At 73.0% G+C, this 17,770-nt stretch carries 14 protein-coding genes; 6 read left to right on the top strand and 8 right to left on the bottom strand.

Features of this window, described 5'->3' with window-relative positions:
- Nucleotides 1-42 precede the first annotated feature (42 nt).
- Complete coding sequence (locus tag ACF073_RS22435; protein WP_392072578.1) at nucleotides 43-939, bottom strand: proline iminopeptidase-family hydrolase; 897 nt, start codon at nucleotides 937-939, stop codon at nucleotides 43-45.
- Between the two features lie 1,117 nt (nucleotides 940-2,056).
- Between ACF073_RS22435 and ACF073_RS22430 the strand changes: the two genes are divergently transcribed.
- From ACF073_RS22430 to ACF073_RS22410, 5 genes are read left to right on the top strand one after another with little or no spacing between them, the layout of a single operon-like run.
- Nucleotides 2,057-3,289 (top strand): cytochrome P450, encoded by a 1,233-nt coding sequence (locus ACF073_RS22430; protein ID WP_392073149.1) that lies wholly within the window; start codon nucleotides 2,057-2,059, stop codon nucleotides 3,287-3,289.
- A gap of 43 nt (nucleotides 3,290-3,332) precedes the next feature.
- Nucleotides 3,333-4,568, top strand: a complete 1,236-nt coding sequence (locus ACF073_RS22425) for a cytochrome P450 (RefSeq protein WP_392072576.1) — start codon at nucleotides 3,333-3,335, stop codon at nucleotides 4,566-4,568.
- Between the two features lie 26 nt (nucleotides 4,569-4,594).
- Nucleotides 4,595-4,786: a ferredoxin gene (locus ACF073_RS22420; protein ID WP_392072573.1), complete on the top strand. Its 192-nt coding sequence runs from the start codon at nucleotides 4,595-4,597 to the stop codon at nucleotides 4,784-4,786.
- 6 nt (nucleotides 4,787-4,792) lie between these two features.
- Nucleotides 4,793-5,896, top strand: a complete 1,104-nt coding sequence (locus ACF073_RS22415) for a methylmalonyl-CoA mutase family protein (protein WP_392072571.1) — start codon at nucleotides 4,793-4,795, stop codon at nucleotides 5,894-5,896.
- On the top strand, nucleotides 5,893-6,060 hold the full coding sequence (locus tag ACF073_RS22410; protein WP_392072569.1) for a hypothetical protein: 168 nt from the start codon (nucleotides 5,893-5,895) through the stop codon (nucleotides 6,058-6,060). Before ACF073_RS22415 ends, ACF073_RS22410 begins: the two co-directional genes overlap by 4 nt.
- 4 nt (nucleotides 6,061-6,064) lie before the next feature.
- Here the strand turns inward: ACF073_RS22410 and ACF073_RS22405 are convergent, their stop codons facing one another.
- The 6 genes from ACF073_RS22405 to ACF073_RS22380 all read right to left on the bottom strand — a co-directional run bounded on the left by ACF073_RS22405 (nucleotide 6,065) and on the right by ACF073_RS22380 (nucleotide 13,202).
- On the bottom strand, nucleotides 6,065-6,940 hold the full coding sequence (locus ACF073_RS22405) for an SDR family oxidoreductase (RefSeq protein WP_392072567.1): 876 nt from the start codon (nucleotides 6,938-6,940) through the stop codon (nucleotides 6,065-6,067).
- Between the two features lie 90 nt (nucleotides 6,941-7,030).
- A complete protein-coding gene (locus ACF073_RS22400) occupies nucleotides 7,031-7,786 on the bottom strand; it encodes a thioesterase II family protein (protein ID WP_392072564.1) in 756 nt (251 codons plus the stop codon).
- A 118-nt stretch (nucleotides 7,787-7,904) separates the two neighbouring features.
- The gene (locus tag ACF073_RS22395; RefSeq protein ID WP_392072563.1) at nucleotides 7,905-8,549 is read right to left on the bottom strand and encodes a response regulator; all 645 of its coding nucleotides are present in this window, start codon (nucleotides 8,547-8,549) and stop codon (nucleotides 7,905-7,907) included.
- The gene (locus tag ACF073_RS22390) at nucleotides 8,513-9,811 is read right to left on the bottom strand and encodes a sensor histidine kinase (RefSeq protein ID WP_392072561.1); all 1,299 of its coding nucleotides are present in this window, start codon (nucleotides 9,809-9,811) and stop codon (nucleotides 8,513-8,515) included. Before ACF073_RS22390 ends, ACF073_RS22395 begins: the two co-directional genes overlap by 37 nt.
- An 86-nt stretch (nucleotides 9,812-9,897) precedes the next feature.
- A complete protein-coding gene (locus ACF073_RS22385; RefSeq protein WP_392072559.1) occupies nucleotides 9,898-12,399 on the bottom strand; it encodes an FtsX-like permease family protein in 2,502 nt (833 codons plus the stop codon).
- Nucleotides 12,399-13,202, bottom strand: coding sequence for an ABC transporter ATP-binding protein (locus ACF073_RS22380; RefSeq protein WP_392072557.1), 804 nt, complete (start codon nucleotides 13,200-13,202; stop codon nucleotides 12,399-12,401). Before ACF073_RS22380 ends, ACF073_RS22385 begins: the two co-directional genes overlap by 1 nt.
- A 317-nt stretch (nucleotides 13,203-13,519) precedes the next feature.
- Here ACF073_RS22380 and ACF073_RS22375 point away from each other — a divergent pair, with 317 nt between their 5' ends.
- Nucleotides 13,520-13,786: a hypothetical protein gene (locus ACF073_RS22375; RefSeq protein ID WP_392072555.1), complete on the top strand. Its 267-nt coding sequence runs from the start codon at nucleotides 13,520-13,522 to the stop codon at nucleotides 13,784-13,786.
- A gap of 126 nt (nucleotides 13,787-13,912) precedes the next feature.
- Here ACF073_RS22375 and ACF073_RS22370 read toward each other — a convergent pair whose 3' ends face one another.
- The gene (locus tag ACF073_RS22370) at nucleotides 13,913-17,770 is read right to left on the bottom strand and encodes a type I polyketide synthase (protein ID WP_392072552.1); all 3,858 of its coding nucleotides are present in this window, start codon (nucleotides 17,768-17,770) and stop codon (nucleotides 13,913-13,915) included.

Raw genomic sequence — 17,770 nt, 5'->3', positions numbered from 1 at the left:
CCCCTTTCACGGGCTCGTGCGCGGCTCGGGTTCCGGTGGCCGTCACAGGCTCTTGAGGAAGTCGGTCAGCACCTCGAAGAACCGTTCCGGCTCCTCCAGGTGCGGCAGATGGCTGGACTCCTCGAAGATCTCCCAGCGCGCCCCCGCGATGTGGTCCTGGTACGGCTGGACGACGGCCGGGGTGGCCTCGTCGTGGCGCCCGCTGATCAGCAGGGTGGGGGTGGTGATCCGGTGCAGGTCGTCGACGATCGACCAGTCCTTGAGGGAGCCGATGACATGGAACTCGGTGGGCCCGTTCATCGCGTAGTAGACGGTCGGGTCGTTGTAGATCTCCATGAAGGAGGAGAGGAAGTCCCGCGGCCACGGGGTCACCCGGCACACATGGCGGTCGTAGAAGACCCGCATCGCGGCGTGGTATTCCTCGCTGTCGTAGGTGCCGGCCGCCTCGTGCCGGCGCAGGGTCGCGTCCACGTCCGGCGGCAGCTCGGCGCGCAGCCGTGCCATCTCCCGCAGCCAGAGCGGGTACGAGGCGGGCGCGTTGGCGACGACGAGGCCGCGCAGTCCCGGCGGGGCGGTCATGGCGTGCCGGGCGCACAGCGGGCCGCCCCAGGACTGGCCGAACAGCACGTAGTCGTCGGCGATCCCCAACCGCCTTACGAGATTGGCGAGTTCGTCCTCGAACAGCTCGACGGTCCAGAAGTCGGCGCCCTTGCCGGGCAGATGGGTGGAACCGCCGTTGCCGAGCTGGTCGTAGTGGACGACGGGCCAGCCGTCCTCGGCGAGCCTGGCCAGCGGCAGCAGATAGTCATGGGTGCTGCCGGGGCCGCCGTGCACGGCGACGACGGCGGGCCGTCCGGCGCCCAGCTCACCGGTCACCCGGTACCAGGTGCGGTACTCCCCGAAGGGGACGGTGCCCTTCGCGCTGGCTTCCGGGGACACGCTGATCACCTCTGCTCGGCTGCGGACGGGGCGGCGGCCGGGGCAGGGACACCCGGCCGGGACCGGGAGAGCCGGTGCGGCGGGCGATCCGTGTCTCTGCCGTGGTCCGCTGCCGACGCTAACCGCCCCCGCGCCGCCACCAGACCCCTAACCGCCCCTAGGCGATGTCCGCGCGGCAGGGGCACCGGGGGCCGCCGCCGGGACCGAAGCGCGGCGGCGCAAGTGGCGACCGGCGTCGGGGCAGCACCCTCGGCCACGAGCACCGGCGCCGACAGCGGCGATCGGCGTTCCCGACGCGGATCGGACGACCGGGGCCGTCACCCGGACCGAAGCGCGGCGGCGCCGGCAGCGCAAGTGGCGACCGGCGTCGGGTCAGCACCCTCGGCCACAAGCACCGGCGCCGACAGCGGCGATCGGCGCTCCCGGCACGGATCGGACGACCGGGGCCATCACCCGGACCGAAGCGCGGCGGCGCCGGCAGCGGTCGGCTTTCCCAGCGCGGATTGGCGCGGATCGGACGCGTAGCCACAGCGGCGGGCGCGGACGCCTCGGTTTCCCAGTACCCGGTCCCGGAAGCCCGGTTCCCGGCCCGAGTCCCTGGACCCCGGTTCCCGGCCCCATTCCCCAGTCCCTGGACCCCGGTTCCCGGTTCCCGGCCCCATTTTCCAGGCCCTGGACCCCAGCGGCAGTCCCGGGCTCCCCAGTCCGCAGTCCCCCTCCACCGGCCCCGTCCACGGCCCCTCCGCAGCCGATGCCCACATCCCACGGCCGCAGCCACCAGCCCGTACCACCAGGCCGCAGCCACCAGCCCGTGCCACCAGGCCGCAGCCACCAGCCCGTGCCACCAGGGCCGCAGCCACCAGCCCGCCGCCCCCAGCCCCAGCCCCATCCCCAGCCCAGGCGTACCCCTCAACGGCAGGCGCACTCCCCTGCCCGCCGCGTCGTGTCCGCGTGACGTGCGCCGCCGTCCTGACCCCTTAGGGGCGCCTAGGGGTTGGGAGTCCCGGGCGTGGCTGCCTAGCGTGCGAGGGACGGCCGACAGCGCCGGCACCGGCGCCGCCCCCGGACCCCCTCCGATGCCGGCGCGTCCCGCTCCCTCCCGTGCGAAGAGGACATGATGACTGCACCTGCCGAACCGGCCGACGAGGCCACGCTGCCGGAGTTCCCGATGCGGCGGGCCTGTCCTTTCAGCCCGCCGGCCGCCTACGCCCGGCTGCGCGAGACCGAGCCGGTCTCCCGGGCGCAGCTGAAGGTCAACGGCAAGCCCGCCTGGCTGGTCACCCGGCACGACCTGTACAAGAAGCTGCTGGGCGACGAGCGGGTCAGTGCGAACCTGAAGCTGCCCGGGTACCCCCTCCAGGTGCCGGTGCCGGAGGAGACGCTCCAGTCGGTCCCGCTGACCTTCCTCTCCATGGACCCGCCGGACCACACGGTGCAGCGCCGCATGCTGGCCCCGGAGTTCAGCGTCCGGCGGATGCGCGAGCTGCGCGAGCGGGTGCAGCAGATCGTGGACCAGCAGATCGACCAGATGCTCGCCAAGGGGGCCGACGGACCGGTCGACCTGGTCACCGCGTTCGCGCTGCCGGTGCCGTCCTTCGTCATCTGCGAACTGCTGGGTGTCCCCTACGAGGACCACGGCCGGTTCGAGGAGTGGGCGTGGGCGATCATGAACCACGACATCAGCGACGAGGACCGGGGCCGCGCGCACTACGAGCTGGACCGGTACGTGGACGGCCTGGTCACCGCCAAGGAGAGCGAGCCGGGCGACGACATGATCAGCCGGCTGATCGAGTTCAACCGGCAGACGCCCGCGGTGGAGCACTCCGACATCGTCAGCATGTCCAAGCTGATGCTGGTCACCGGGCACGAGACCACGGCCAACATGATCGCGCTGGGTGTGCTGGCCCTGCTGGAGCACCCGGACCAGCTCGCCGCCCTCCGCGCGGAGCCGGAGCTGATGCCGAAGGCGGTGGAGGAGCTGCTGCGCCTCTTCTCCATCTCCGACGCGGGCACCGCGCGCGTCGCCCTCGAGGACATCGAGCTGGACCAGGTGACCATCCGGGCCGGCGAGGGCATCCTGCCGCTGAACAACGCGGCCAACCACGACGAGCGTGTCTTCCCCGACCCCGACCGGCTCGACGTGCGGCGCGAGGCCCGCAGCCATCTGGCGTTCGGCTACGGCGTCCACCAGTGCATCGGCCAGAACCTGGCGCGCATGGAGCTGGACGTCGTCTACACGACCCTGCTGCGGCGGGTGCCGACGCTGCGCCTGGCCACCCCGGCCGAGGAGCTGCGGTTCAAGGACGACGCCATCGTCTACGGGCTGTACGAGCTGCCCGTCACCTGGTGACGGACCTCCCCCGCGCCCACCGACCCGTCACCGAAAGGCAGCCATGACCCAGTCCGCCGACGCCGCGCCCGAGACGGGGGCGCCGCTTCCGCAGTTCCCGATGCGGCGCACCTGTCCGTTCAGCGAACCGAGCGAGTACGCCGAGCTGCGCGCCGACACCCCCGTGTCGCGCGCCGCGCTGAAGGTGAACGGCAAGCCGACCTGGCTGGTCACCCGGCACGAGCACGTCCGGCAGGTGCTGGGCGACAGCCGGGCGAGCTCCAACCTGAAACTGCCGGGCTACCCGCACCAGTTCCACATCCCCGAGGAGATGCTGGCGCACATCCGGCTGATGATGCTCAACATGGACCCGCCGGAGCACACCGCGCAGCGGCGCATGCTCATCCCGGAGTTCACCGCGCGGCGGGTCAAGGAGCTGCGTCCGCGGATCGAGCAGATCGTGGACGAGCACATCGACGCGATGCTGGCCGCCGGCGGCCCGGTGGACCTGGTCACGGCCCTGGCGCTGCCGGTGCCCTCACTGGTGATCTGCGAACTGCTCGGCGTGCCCTACGAGGACCACGCCCAGTTCGAGGAGTGGTCCGCCGCGCTGATGAACCACGATCTGAGCCCGGCGGAGTACGGGGCGGCGGTGCAGGCCCTGGACATGTACCTGGACAAGCTCGTCACCCTCAAGGAGAACGAGCCGGGCGACGACCTCATCAGCCGTTTCCTGGAGAAGAACCGCACCGAGCAGGCCGCCGACCACACCGACGTGGTCACGATGGCGCGGCTGATGCTGGTCGGCGGCCATGAGACGACGGCCAACATGATCGCCCTCGGTGTGCTGGCGCTGCTGCGCCACCCTGACCAGATGGCCGAGTTGCGGGCCGACCCGGCGCTCCTGCCGAACGCCATCGAGGAGCTGCTGCGCGTCTTCTCCATCTCCGACTCCGGTACCGCCCGGGTCGCGGTGGCGGACATCGAGGTCGGTGACGTCACCATCCGCGCAGGTGAGGGCATCCTCGCCCTGAACAACGCCGCCAACCACGACGCGTCCGTCTTCCCGGACCCGGGCACCCTCGACATCCACCGCAAGGAGGCCCGCGGCCACCTCGCCTTCGGCTACGGCATCCACCAGTGCATCGGCGCCAACCTGGCGCGGGTGGAACTGGAGGCCGTGTACGGTGCGCTGCTGCGCCGCATCCCCGGCCTGCGGCTGGCGGCGGCACCGGACGAACTGCGGTTCAAGGACGACGCCATGGTCTACGGCGTCTACGAACTCCCCGTCACCTGGTGACGGCCGACCCGATCGGAGTCCCCTTCATGCGTGTCACCACCGAACGCGACCGGTGCGTGGGCTCCGGCCAGTGCGCGATGCTCAGCCCCGACGTGTTCGACCAGGACGACGACGGTCTCGTGGTGGTGCTGCGGGAGGCGCCGGGCGAGGACCGCCGCGCCGAGGTCCTGCAGGCGGCCGACCTCTGCCCGTCGCGCTCGATCCAGGTACACGGCTGACGAGCCGTGCCGGACGGACCTCGCTCCCCCACGACGTACACCGGCCTGGGCACGGCCAAGGAGGCCAATGCCCGCTACCGCGAGCTGATCGCCCAGGGCGCGACCGCCCTGTCCGTCGCCTTCGACCTGCCCACCCGGCTGGGGCACGACTCCGACGCGCCGCTCGCGCGCGGCGGGGTGGGCAGGGCGGGCGTGGCCGTCGACTCCCTCGACGACATGCGGGTGCTGCTCGACGGCATCCCGCTGGAGACGGTGTCGACGTCGCTGTCGGCCAACGCGCCGGCGGCGCCCTTGCTCCTGCTGTACCAGCTGGTGGCGGAGGAGCGCGGCGTCCCGGCCGGCCGGCTCGCCGGCGCGGTCCACAACGACGTGCTCCAGGAGTACATCGCGCGCGGGCCGTGCATCTTCCCGCCGGCGCCCTCGCTGCGGCTGACGGCGGACGTCTTCACGTACTGCAAGGCCGAGCTTCCCCGCTGGAACGCGATCGCGCTCTCCGGCCGGCTGCTGGCCGAGGCCGGCGCCTCCCCGGCGCAGGAGATGGCGTTCACGCTCGCCAACGGCATGGAGTACGTCCGTACGGCGCTCGCCGCGGGCCTGGACACGGACGACTTCGCACCGCTCCTCCAGCAGATCGCCGCGCTGCGCGCGGCGCCGCGGACCGACGAGGTCCGCGCGGAGGCGGGGGAGCTGCTGCGCAGGGTGGAGGAGCTGGGCGGCGCGCTGGCCGCCCTCGCGGACGGCTTCCAGCGGCGGGAGATGGCCGGCGGTGTCGCCCGTGCCGCCGGCCGCTCCGGCCCGGAGGGGTCCCGCGCGCTCTCGCGCGCGGACGCCGCCGTCGAGGCCCGGCAGCGTGAACGCCTCGCCAAACTCCGGGCCTGGCGCGACCAGGAACGGGTGGACGCCCCCGTCGCGGCGCTGCGCCGGGCGGCGTCGGGGCGGGACAACGTCCTGTACCCGATGAAGGACGCGCTCGCAGCCGGTGCGACGGTGGGCGAGATCTGCGCCGTGCTGCGCGCTGCCTGGGGCGTCCACACCGCCGCGGACCGTCCCCCGGCCACCCGAGGAACCCCGATGAAGGTACAGGTCGGCGAGGAGGGGCCCGCGTCGTGAACCGGACCGTCATCGTCGGAGCCTCGGCGGGCGGCCTGACCGCCGCCGAGGCGCTGCGCCGGGCCGGACACGAGGGCGTGATCCCACTCGTCGGCGACAAGGCCGAGGCGTCCGCGACCGCCTGGGAGACCGCCGCCCTCGCGGGTCCGGGCGCTGCCGCATAGGCGGTCAGCGGCCGGCCGGCGGGGCGGGGCGGGGACCCGCCAGGGACTCGGCCTGCTCCAAAAAGCGCGGCAGCCACTGCTCGTAGGAGACGCCCTCCAGGAAGCGCAGGGCCGCCTCCGCGTCCTTGCCGACCGCCGTGTGCAGCGGGGTGGCGGGGTCATCGGCCGCGGCGACGACCGCCTCGGCCGCCTCGCCGCAGCCGGCGGCGCCGTCCGCCACGCGGGCGAGGAAGCGCGCGAGCCACGCCCGGTCCTCGGTGTACGGGCCGGCTCCGGACGGGCCGCCGGCGGCGGCCCCCGCGGCGGACTCGCGCCGGATCGCCGAGGCGAAGCTGCCCGGTTCGAGGCACACCACGCGGACGCCGAAGGGCTGGACCTCCGCGTACAGGGCCTCGCTGAGCGCGCCGAGGGCGGCCTTGCTCGCCGCGTAGAAGCCGCCGTGCGGCACGGCGAACGTCCGGCCCGTGAGGGAGGAGACGTTGACGATGACACCGCCGCCCTGGGCCCGCATGCCGGGCAGCACGGCGCGGGACATCCGCAGCGGGCCCCAGAAGTTGGTCTCCATCAGGGTCCGCGCCCGGTCGAGCGGCATGGTCTCGACGGGCCCGGTGTGATCCACTCCGGCGTTGTTGACCAGGACGTCGATCGGTCCGTGCCGGTCCCGCACCGCGGTGACGGCGGCGGTGACGGAGGCGTCGTCGGTGACATCGAGGCGGGGCAAGTCCAGGGTGAGGCCCTCGGCGCGGGCCCGCCCGAGCAGTTCCCCGGCGTTCGCCGGGTCGCGTACGCAGGCGTGCACGCGGTCCCCCCGGCGCGCGAATGCCAGCGCCGTCTCCAGGCCGATGCCGCTGCTGCAACCGGTGATGAGGACCGCCGTCATGACCGTACCGCCTGCTTTCCGGGAAGTCGGGGGTGGGAAGCACACGGCAGCCTAGGGACGCGGCCCTGAGGGGTGAGCCCCTACGGCCCCCTACCGCGCCCCGGCGTGCGCGGCCAGCAGGTCGAGCACCGGCTTCTGATGGGACGTCAGATAGAAGTGGCCGCCGCTGAACTCGTGGAACTCGAACGCCCCGTCCGTGTGGCGCGACCACGCCCGTGCCTCGTCCACGGTGACCTTGGGGTCGGCGTCGCCGGTCAGGCCGACGACGGGGCAGCGCAGGTTCGGGCCCGGCTCGTAGACGTAGGTCTCGGCGACGCGGTAGTCGGCGCGGATCGCGGGCAGTGCCATGCGGATGAGTTCGACGTCGTCGAGGATCGCCGAGTCGGTCCCGCTCAACTGCCGCATCTCCGCGACGAGTCCGTCGTCGTCGCGCAGGTGCACGGATTCGTTGCGGGGGCAGGACGGGGCCCGGCGGGCGGAGGCGAACAGGGCGCGCGGCACGATGCCGTGATCGCGTTCGAGGCGGCGGGCGACCTCGAAGCCGAGGGTCGCCCCCATGCTGTGGCCGAAGAGGATCAGCGGACGGTCCGTCCACGGCAGCAGTACGGTGGTGACCTGGTCGGCCAGTTCCCGGATGCTCGTGGCGCACGGCTCGTGGCGGCGGTCCTGGCGCCCCGGGTACTGCACGGCGAGGACGTCCACGGAGTCCGGCATGCTCGCCGACACCGGGCGGTAGAAGGTCGCCGAACCGCCCGCGTGGGGCAGGCACACCAGTCTGACCGCCGCGTCCGGACGGGGGTGGTAGCGGCGGATCCACAGGCGGTCGTGGTCGGCGGGCGTGCTCATGGGGCGGGTGTGTCCTTCCTGGTGACGGCTGCCGCCCGGGGCACCGGCCGGCACCGGCAGTCTGACCCGCGCGGCACCGTCCGGGCCACCCCTACCCGCCCCGACACAGGTGTACGGGTCAGGCGTTGAGGTAGGCGAGCACCGCGAGCACCCGGCGGTTGCTGTCGCCCGACGGAGGCAGCATGAGCTTGGTGAAGATGTTGGAGATGTGCTTCGCCGCCGCGCCCTCGGTGACGGTGAGCCGCTGGGCGATCGCCGTGTTCGAGCAGCCCTCGGCCATCAGCTCCAGCACCTCGCGCTCCCGCCCGGTGAGCGCCGCCAGCGGTTCGTCCCTCGCGTGACTGGTCATCAGCTGGGCGACCACGGCCGGGTCCATGGCCGTACCGCCGGCCGCGACCCGGCGTACGGCGTCGATGAACTGCTCGTCGTCCAGCACGCTGTCCTTGAGCAGATACCCGATGCCGCCGGTGCCGTCGGCCAGCAGCTCGCGGGCGTACATCTGCTCGACGTGCTGCGAGAGGACGAGGATCGGCAGACCGGGCTGCTCCCGGCGGGCGCGCAGCGCGGCCTGGAGGCCCTCGGTGGTGAAGGTGGGCGGCAGCCGTACGTCGACGACGGCCACGTCGGGCCGGTGCTCGGCGATGGCGGCGGCGAGATCCGTGCCGTTGTCGACGGCGGCGACCACCTCGAATCCGTACGCCTCCAGCAGTTGGATGATTCCCTGCCTCAGGAGGAAGAGGTCTTCGGCGAGGACAACGCGCACGGCAGCTCCATCTTGATCACGGTCGGACCGCCCGGAGGACTGTCGATCTCCAGGACCCCGTCAAAGGATGCCAGCCGGCGCCTGATGCCCTCCAGGCCGCTCCCGGCCGACACATCGGCGCCGCCCCGGCCGTCGTCGGTGACGCGGGCGTGCAGGATGCCCTCCTCGCACCAGGCGACGATCTCCACGCGCTGGGCGTCGGCGTGCTTGAGGGCGTTGGCGAGCAGCTCCGAGACCGCGAAATAGACGGCGGACTCGACCGGGTCGGGCAGCCGGTCCGGCAGATCCGCCACTACGGCGCACCGCAAGGGGCTGGCCAGGCCGAGGGCGCGCAGGGCGTCGGACAGGCCGCGCTCGGCGAGGACCGGCGGGTGGATGCCGTGGACCAGGTCGCGCAGTTCGCGCAGGGCCTGCACGGACGAGCTGCGGGCCTGCCGCAGCAGCCGTCGCGCCTCCTCGGGGTCCTGGGTCATCTTCCGGTCGACGGCGCCGAGTTGGAGGCCGAGGCTGACCAGCCGGGCCTGGGCACCGTCGTGCAGGTCGCGTTCGATGCGGCGCAGTTCGGCGGCCTGGATGTCCAGGGCGCCGGAGCGGGTCTCGGACAAGTGCTGGACCCGCGAGGCGAGTTGCGACCGGCGGGTCGGGCCGAGCAGGAACCGGACGAAGTAGGCGTACCCCTTGAGGACCAGCGGGCCGAGGAAGAGCCAGCCGGTGAGCACGGCGAGCGCCAGTACGGCGGCGGCCAGCGCGGCCGGCCAGCTGTCGACCGTGACGAAGGCGTACCAGCGGCCCTGCCCGCCGTCCGCGAGGGGCCGCCACAGGCCGCCGGCGAGCACGAGCCCCTCCCCGGTGTAGTAGAGGAGGGCGGCCGGTACGAAACCCACCAGTCCGACGACGCAGTTGAGCAGCAGCCACAGCAGGTCCCGCCAGGTGGCAGGGTCGGCGAGGATCCACTTGCAGCGGCGCGTCCAGCCGACGATGTCCCTCTCGATCTCCTGCGGCTCGGGCCGGTAGGGCCGCTCCACCGGGACGCCGGAGCGTGCGGCGGCCCGCCGGCTGAGGTCGCACAGCCAGCGGACCGCTCGGGTGAGGTACGGCAGTGCGAGGAATCCGATGCCGATCAGGCACAGGATGATGAAGTAGGCGGTGGTGACGAAGAGGATGATCGACAGCAGGGCTCCGGTGGCGACGGCCACGCCGACCAGGGTGTCCAGGGTGGCGCGGCCGAGCCGGCCGCGCCACGTGACCGGCACAGTCTTCATGCCCTCATGGTCCCATCCCCGTTCGCCGGTCGTGGAGGGGCCGTCCCCGCCCGGGGGAAGCGGGGACGGCCCGGTCAGGAGGTGCGTCACGCGGCCTTCACCGTGTCCACGGCGGGGGTGCGCATGCCGCGCCAGGAGGGCAGCAGCGTGGCGCCGAACACCAGCACCAGGGAGCCGCCGACGATGGCGAGGTAGATGCCGATGGATCCGGAGGGCAGATACGAGTCGCTCTTAACGAGGCTGTACGGGACGATGGTCGTCGCCGAGGCGATCGTGCCGAGGACGGTGGCGACGACACCGATGAGCACGCCCTCGACGGTCAGCATGCCGAGCACCTGGCCGCGGGTCGCGCCGGTGAGCCGCTGGAGGCCGAACTCCGCGCGCCGTTTCCGGGTGACGGACACCAGGGTGTTGACCACGGTGATCGCGGCGTACCCCACGATCATGGCGACGATGGTGTAGTTGGCCGACACCAGGATCTGCTGGATCTGGTTGTTGCGGCCGGCCAGCGAGGAGCTGTCGTCCAGTTCGGTGCCGGGCATCTGGGCGGCCAGCGCGGCGAGCCGGTCGTGGACCTGGGCGCCGCCGCCGCGGACCAGGATCTGGTGCGGCAGCCCGTCGCCGGTGTGCGGGGCGAGGCTCGCCGCGGGCAGGGTCAGGTACTGCTGCTTGGGGTTGTCGGCGTAGAGGGCCACGACCGCGGGGCGGACGGCGGTGCCGTCGCCGAGGTGCAGGGGCAGCCGGTCGCCGACCTTCACCCCGTACTCGCGGGCCTTCTTCTCGGACAGGGCGACGGTGTCGCCGCGCAGGCCGGTGAGGGAGCCGGCGACCACGGGCAGGTCGAGGCTCTGCCGCACACCGTCGGCGGAGACGCCGCGCAGATCGACGTCGGCGGGGCCGTCCGGGCGGTCCACGAAGCCGCGGCTGGTGACGAACTCGGAGGCCGCGCTCACGCCGGGGGTGGCGCGCACCTTGTCGACGACGCCGGGGGCGAATCCGCCCGTGGTGGAGTCGAGGACGTAGTCGGCGAGGATGTTCCGGTCGTAGGAGCTGCGGGAGACGTGGTCCTCGGTGGACTGCATGTACAGGGTGCCGGTGGCGATGCCGATGAGGAGCACGATCGGGGCGACGGCGCCGGCCATGCGGACGTTGGCGGTCGCGGCGTTGCGCAGCGCGAGTTGCCCGGACAGCCCGGAGAGGGCGCGCACCGGCAGCCTGAGCAGCGCCACCAGGGCCTTGGTGATGCCGGGCGCGAGCAGGGCGAGGCCGATGCAGAACAGCACGGAGGCGGGTCCCGCGGTGCTGGCGAGGGTGGGGCCGTCCTCCATCACGGTGGCGGTGGCGACGGCCAGGCCGATGCCGTTGGCGAGGAAGAACAGCGCGAGCAGCAGCCGGGGCACGCTGAACCAGCGAGTGCCCGCGGTCGATTCGGCCAGCGCGGCGACCGGCTCGGTGCGCGCGGCCTTGCGTCCGGCGAAGCGGGTGGCGCCGGCCGCGGCCAGCACGGTGACGAGCGCGCCGACGGCCATCGGGATCCAGCCGGCGTGGTAGACGATCTCCGACGACACCACACCGCTCCCGCTCAGCACCGCGAACAGCAGCCGGCCGATGGCCCAGCCGGGCAGCAGGGCGAGCAGGACGGATCCGACCGACAGCATGGCCGTCTCGGTGAGGATCATGCGGCGCAGCTGCTTCGGGGTGGAGCCGACGGCGCGCAACAGGGCCATCTCGCGGGCGCGCTGCTGGAGGGAGAGTCCGAGGGTGGAGGCGACGCCGAACATCACGATCAGGACGACCGAGGAGCCGAAGACCGCCGAGAGGATGACGACGGTGCGCCGGCTGGAGAGGGTGCCGGGCAGCTCGGCGAGGCCCCGGCGCTCGCCGGTGAGCACCTCGGCTCGGTCGCCGACCGCGGCGCGTACGGCGTCCGCGACGGCGCCGGTACCCGCACCCGGTTCGGGCAGGACGGCGATGGAGTCGATCCGGCCCCCGGCGAGGGCGCGTGCCTCGTCGTCCGTGAAGAACACGGCGGCGTCGGGGTTGTGGCCGCCGTGCTGCTCGGCGATGCCGGTGACCTGGAACCGCCGGGTGGCGCCCTGGACGACGATGTCGACCGAGGAGCCCGGGCGCGCTCCGACGCGCTCGGCGAGTTCCTTGTCGAGGACGGCCTCGCCGCCGGTGACGGGGGAGGAACCGGCGGCGAGGGTATAGGGGGTGAGCCGGGCGGCCGCCCAGCCGTGGCCGTACGAGGCGGACTTGCCGGTCACCGGCTTGCCGTCCTTGAGGACGGTGGCGGGGACCGACACATCGCCGACGGCCGTACGCACGCCCTCGACCGAGGCCACCTTGCCGACCAGGCCGGCGTCGATGCGGTGACGCTCCGTCAGGGCGCTCGATTCATAGGTCTGTTCACCGGTGACGATGATCGGGGCGCGGTCGAGGCGCTGGGGGTCGGCCGCCATCCGGACGCCGGTCTCCATCAGGCCGCCGCAGCCGATGACGATCGCGGCGCCGAGGAACATGGCGAGGAAGGTCGCGACGAAGCTCGTCCTGCGGAATTTCAGGGTGCGCAGTGCCAGCCGCCACATCAGTACCGGCCCCCCGAGTGCTGCGGCGTGCTCTGCCGGTGGGTGTCGTCCTCCCAGGCGCCGAGCCTGGTCATCCGGGCTGCGACCGCGTCGGCGGTGGGCCGGTGCAGTTCGCCGGCGAAGGCGCCGTCGGCGAGGAAGACGACGCGGTCGGCGTAGGAGGCGGCCACCGGGTCGTGGGTGACCATGACCAGAGTCTGGCGGCCGGCGTCGACGGACTCGCGCAGCAGGGCGAGCACGGAGGCGGCGGTGCGGGTGTCGAGGGCGCCGGTGGGCTCGTCGGCGAAGACCACGGCCGGACGGGTCACCAGGGCGCGGGCGATGGCGACGCGCTGCTGCTGGCCGCCGGACAGCTCGGCGGGCAGATGGCCGATCCGCTCGGCCAGGCCGACGCGCTGCACGACCTCGCGGATCAGCTTCCGGTCGGGGCGCTGTCCGGCCAGTTGCAGCGGCAGCGTGATGTTCTCCATGACGGTCAGCGCGGGCAGCAGGTTGAAGGACTGGAAGATGAAGCCGATCCGGTTGCGGCGCAACTTGGTCAGCTGGGTGTCGTCGAGGCCGGCGAGGTCGGTGCCGCCGATGGTGACCGAGCCGGAGGTCGGCTGGACGAGGCCCGCGGCGCAGTGCAGGAAGGTGCTCTTGCCCGATCCGGAGGGACCCATCACCGCGGTGAAGGTGCCGTCGGCGAAGCTCATGGTGAGCCCGCGGAGCGCGGCCACCTGGCTGTCTCCTCGGCCATAGGTCTTCGACACGGCGTCCAGCCGTACCGCCTCCGCCCGGCGGAGGTCCTGTGAAGTGTGCACTGGGGGCTCCCCTATGAGATAACGCGCTTCTCGCGCGGCGTCTGTGAACCAGATTAGGAACGGTGCGCCCGCCGCACATTGGCATTGTCGGGCCGGTTCGAGGTAGAGGTTTCTCTACCTCGGCACGTCAGGTTTCGTCAGGCGGCTGCCGACTTTGTGTTCGCCGCCCTGTCAAGGGTGCGGAAACTTCCCTCGTCCGGATAACCGAACCCCACCCTGTCCGAATACTTGACTCCCCTTCAAACGGTTCGGCTACCACCAGTGCCGTACGGCCCGTCTGCGGGTACCGTCGGAAGTGCCAGAAGAATCTTCGAAAGATGGGAAGTGCCATGGCCAGGAGGCCCGACCACGAGCTGACCGCCCAGGTCCGGCCCGACGGATATCTGGAGCTGCTGTCCCGGCGCACCGGGAAGCGGCACAGGTGCGGGCCGCGCGGCACGACGATGTGGCTTGCGCTGCAGCGAAGCGGCTGGCAGCCGGAATTGGCCGCCGACGAAATCGCCTTGCAATTAGGTGTGGATCCGGACAGTATCCGCTGCGATATTCAGGCATGGTTGGCGCATTTCCGCGAGGCCGGTGAGTGAAGAAGCCGCGGTGCGCCGCCGGCCATTCGGCCGGTGCGCACCGCGGCTCTTCGTCCTCTCCTGTACGGCCGACGGCGGAACAGTGGTTTCCCGTTGCCGTCGCCCGTATTTCCGTACTGTGTGGCGTCAGCCGGCCTGGGTGTCCGGCAGCCAGGCGTCGACCGCCTTGGCGGTGGCCTCCGCGAAATCCTCCAGAATCGTGAAATGTGTGCCGGGTACGTCGACCGGTTCGTGCTCGGCGGGCCAGGTCGCCCGCCAGTCGTCGCCACCGGTGCCGGCGGCGAAGGACTCCTCGGGCCGCACGAACAGCAGGGGTGCCGCGAGGGCGCCCGGCGGGCAGTGCTGGATCAGGTCGCTGTAGCGGCTCATCGCGGCGAGCCGGGCGGTGCCGAAGCCGCCCAGGGACGACTCCCGCTCCAGCATGCCGTCGAACATCTGCCGCCACAGGTCGTCCTTGCCGTCGTCCCCGGGCAGATAGGTGTCGAGCAGCACCACGCCCGCCGCCGGCTGCCCCGCCTTCTCCAGCAGTTCGGCCGCCGCGTGGGCGAACTGGCCGCCGGAGGAGTAGCCGACGAGGACGTACGGGCGCTCGTCCGGGCAGGCCCTGCGGATGCCCTCGACGACCACGTCCACCACCGCCTCCACCGAGCGGGGCAGCGCCTCGCCGGGGCCGAAGCCGGGCATAGCGGGCACCAGGACGTCCCGGCGGCCGTGGAAGTGCCGGGCGAAGCGCGCGAATTGGTGGGCGCCGCCGAGCGCCATGGGTGAGGGCAGGCAGACCAGCCGGGTCGCGGCGTCGCCGGTGGCCAGCCGTACGGGTGCGGTGATGTCGCCGAGTTCGGCGAGGGAGGAGAAGCCGGGCAGGATCCCGGCCACGGTCCGCAGCAGTTCGATGGCCTGCGGCATCCGTCCGTCGGCCGCCGCGCGCCGCACCAGGCCGCTGACCGTTTCGAGACCACCGGCGTCCCCGGCCGCGCCGCCGGCCGGTGGTGCGCCGAGGGCGGCGGCGAGCGCGGCCGGGGTCCGGTGGTCGAAGACAACGCCGGCCGGCAGGGTGGTGCCCAGGGCGTTGCCGAGCGCGCCGCGGAGTTCGGCGGCGGAGACGGAGTCCATGCCGATCTCCAGGAAGACGGCGTCCGGCTCCACGGCCTCCGGTCCCGCGTGACCGAGGAGCGCCGCGGTCTGCGCTCGGATCAGGTCGGTCAGCAGGGCCTCCCGCTCGGCCGGCGGGGCGGCGTCGAGCCGCTGCCGCAGCGGCTCGGTGCCGGCCTCCGCGCCGGCTCCGGCGGGCAGGGGCACGGCGAGCGGTGCGGCGGTGAACGCCACATCCGCGTTCAGCCAGTACCGCTCGTGCCGGAACGCGTAGGTGGGCAGTTCGGCGCGGGCCGTGCCCGGGAAGAGCGCGGCCCAGTCGGGGGCGAGGCCGTCGGTGTACAGGCGGGCGAGACCGGACATGAGGGCGGCGCACTCGCCGCCGTGCCGCCGGCCGAGGGCGACGAAGGCCGCGCCGTCGGTCTCCGGGCACTCCCGGGCGAGGCCGGTCAGGACGGCGTCGGGGCCGAGTTCGACGTAGCGGCCCGCGCCCGCGCCGGCGAGGGCGGCGACGGCGTCGGCGAACCGGACCGTCTCCCGCACGTGCCGCACCCAGTAGTCGGCGTCGCACAGCTGCTCGCCCTCGGCCGGGCGGCCGGTGAGGGCGGACACCAGCGGGATCCGCGGCTGGTGGAAGGTCAGTTTCCCGGCCACGGTTCGGAACGCGTCGAGCATGCCGTCCATCAGGGGCGAGTGGAAGGCGTGCGAGACGGAGAGCCGCTTGGTTTTGCTGAAGCCCTCGGCCGCGGCGAGCACCGCCTTCTCCTCGCCCGAAAGGACCACGGAGGACGGACCGTTGACCGCGGCGAGCCCGACACGGTCGTCCAGCAGCGGCCGTACGTCCTCCTCGGCGGCCTGTACGGCGACCATCGCGCCGCCCTCGGGCAGCGCCTCCATGAGCCGGCCCCGGGCGGCGACCAGGGTGCAGGCGTCGTCCAGGTCGAGGACGCCGGCGACATGGGCGGCGGCGATCTCCCCCACGGAGTGCCCGGCCAGCAGGTCCGGGCGCACCCCGAACGACTCCAGCAGCCGGAACAGGGCCACCTCGAAGGCGAACAGCGCCGTCTGCGCGTACCGCGTGCGCTGGACGGCGGCGTCGTCGTCACCCGCCAGCACCCCGGCCAGGTCGAGGCCGGTCCGGGCGTCGATCGCGTCGAACGTCTCGGCGAACACCGGGTACCGGGCGCGTAGTTCGAGGCCCATCCCGAGGCGCTGGGCGCCCTGCCCGGTGAACAGGAACGCCGTGCGGGTCCCGGGCCGCACCCGGCCGGTCGCGGCCGTGGGGGCGGGCGTACCGGTGGCGAGGGCGTGCAGTGCGGCCAGGAGCTGGTCCCGGTCGCCGCCGCTGACGGCCGCGCGGTGGTCGAACGCGGTGCGCCGGGTGCCGAGGGCCCGGGCGACGGCCGCCGGGTGCAGGACGGGCCGGTCAGCGAGGTAGGCGTGCAGCCGCTCGGCCTGCGCGGGCAGCGCCTGGGCCGAGCGGGCCGACAACGGCCATACGACGACGGGGACATCGGGTTCGGCGTCGGCGGCGGCCCGGTCCTCGGCGGGTGCCTCTTCGATGATGGTGTGGGCGTTGGTGCCGCTGATACCGAAGGAGGAGACACCGGCACGACGCGGCCGGTCCCCCGCGGGCCAGTCCCGCTGCTCCGTCAGCAGACGCACGTTCCCGGCATCCCAGTCCACCCTCGTGGACGGCACATCGACATGCAGGGTCCTCGGCAGCACCCCGTGCCGCATCGCCAGCACCATCTTGATGACACCCGCCACACCGGCGGCGGCCTGCGTATGACCGATGTTGGACTTCACCGACCCCAGCCACAACGGCACCTCACGCCCCTGACCGTAAACAGCCAGCAGCGCCTGCGCCTCGATCGGATCACCCAGCGTCGTCCCCGTACCGTGCGCCTCCACCACATCCACATCCGCCGCACCCAGCCGCGCCGACGCCAGCGCCTGCCGGATCACCCGCTGCTGCGACGGACCGTTCGGCGCCGTCAACCCGTTCGACGCACCGTCCTGATTCACCGCCGACCCCCGCACCACCGCCAACACCTGGTGGCCGTTGCGGCGGGCGTCGCTCAGCCGCTCAAGCACCAGGACGCCCAGTCCCTCGGAGAACCCGGTGCCTGCCGCGTCCTCGGCGAACGAGCGGCAGCGCCCGTCCGGGGAGAGGGCGCCCTGCCGGCTGAACTCCACATAGGTGCCCGGCGAGGCCATCACCGTCACTCCCCCGGCCAGCGCCAGCGTGCACTCGCCCTGCCGCAGCGCCTGCGCGGCCAGGTGCAGCGTGACGAGCGAGGAGGAGCAGGCGGTGTCGACGCTGAGCGTCGGACCCTCCAGGCCGAGGGTGTAGGCGACCCGGCCGGAGACGATGCTGCCGGAGCCGAAGCTGCCGAAGTAGTCGTGGTACATGACGCCGGCGAAGACACCGGTGCGGCTGCCGCGCAGCGCGACCGGGTCGATGCCGGCGTTCTCCAGGGCCTCCCAGGACCCTTCGAGCAGCAGCCGCTGCTGCGGGTCCATGACGAGGGCCTCGTTCGGGCTGATCCCGAAGAACGCCGCGTCGAAGTCGCCCGCGTCGTGCAGGAATCCGCCCTCGCGGGTGTAGGAGCGGCCCGGCACGCCCGGTGTCGGGTCGTACAGGTCCGGGTCCCAGCCGCGGTCGCCGGGGAATTCGGTGATGCCCTCCGCGCCGTCCGCGAGCAGGCGCCACAGGTCCTCGGGGGACCTGACGCCTCCCGGGTAGCGGCAGGCCATGCCGACGATCGCCACGGGTTCGCGGGCCGCGGCGGTCAGCGCGCGGTTGCGTTCCCGCAGCCGCTCGATCTCCTTGAGCGAGGCGCGCAGCGCCTCGAGCATCCTGGTGTCCGGGTTCTCGGACTCGGCCAT

Origin of the sequence: Streptomyces sp. NPDC015171, from assembly GCF_043079545.1 — a bacterium.
Taxonomy (GTDB): domain Bacteria; phylum Actinomycetota; class Actinomycetes; order Streptomycetales; family Streptomycetaceae; genus Streptomyces.
The sequence above is the reverse complement of the archived record's forward strand: the minus strand, read 5'-3'. Positions and strand labels throughout refer to the sequence as shown.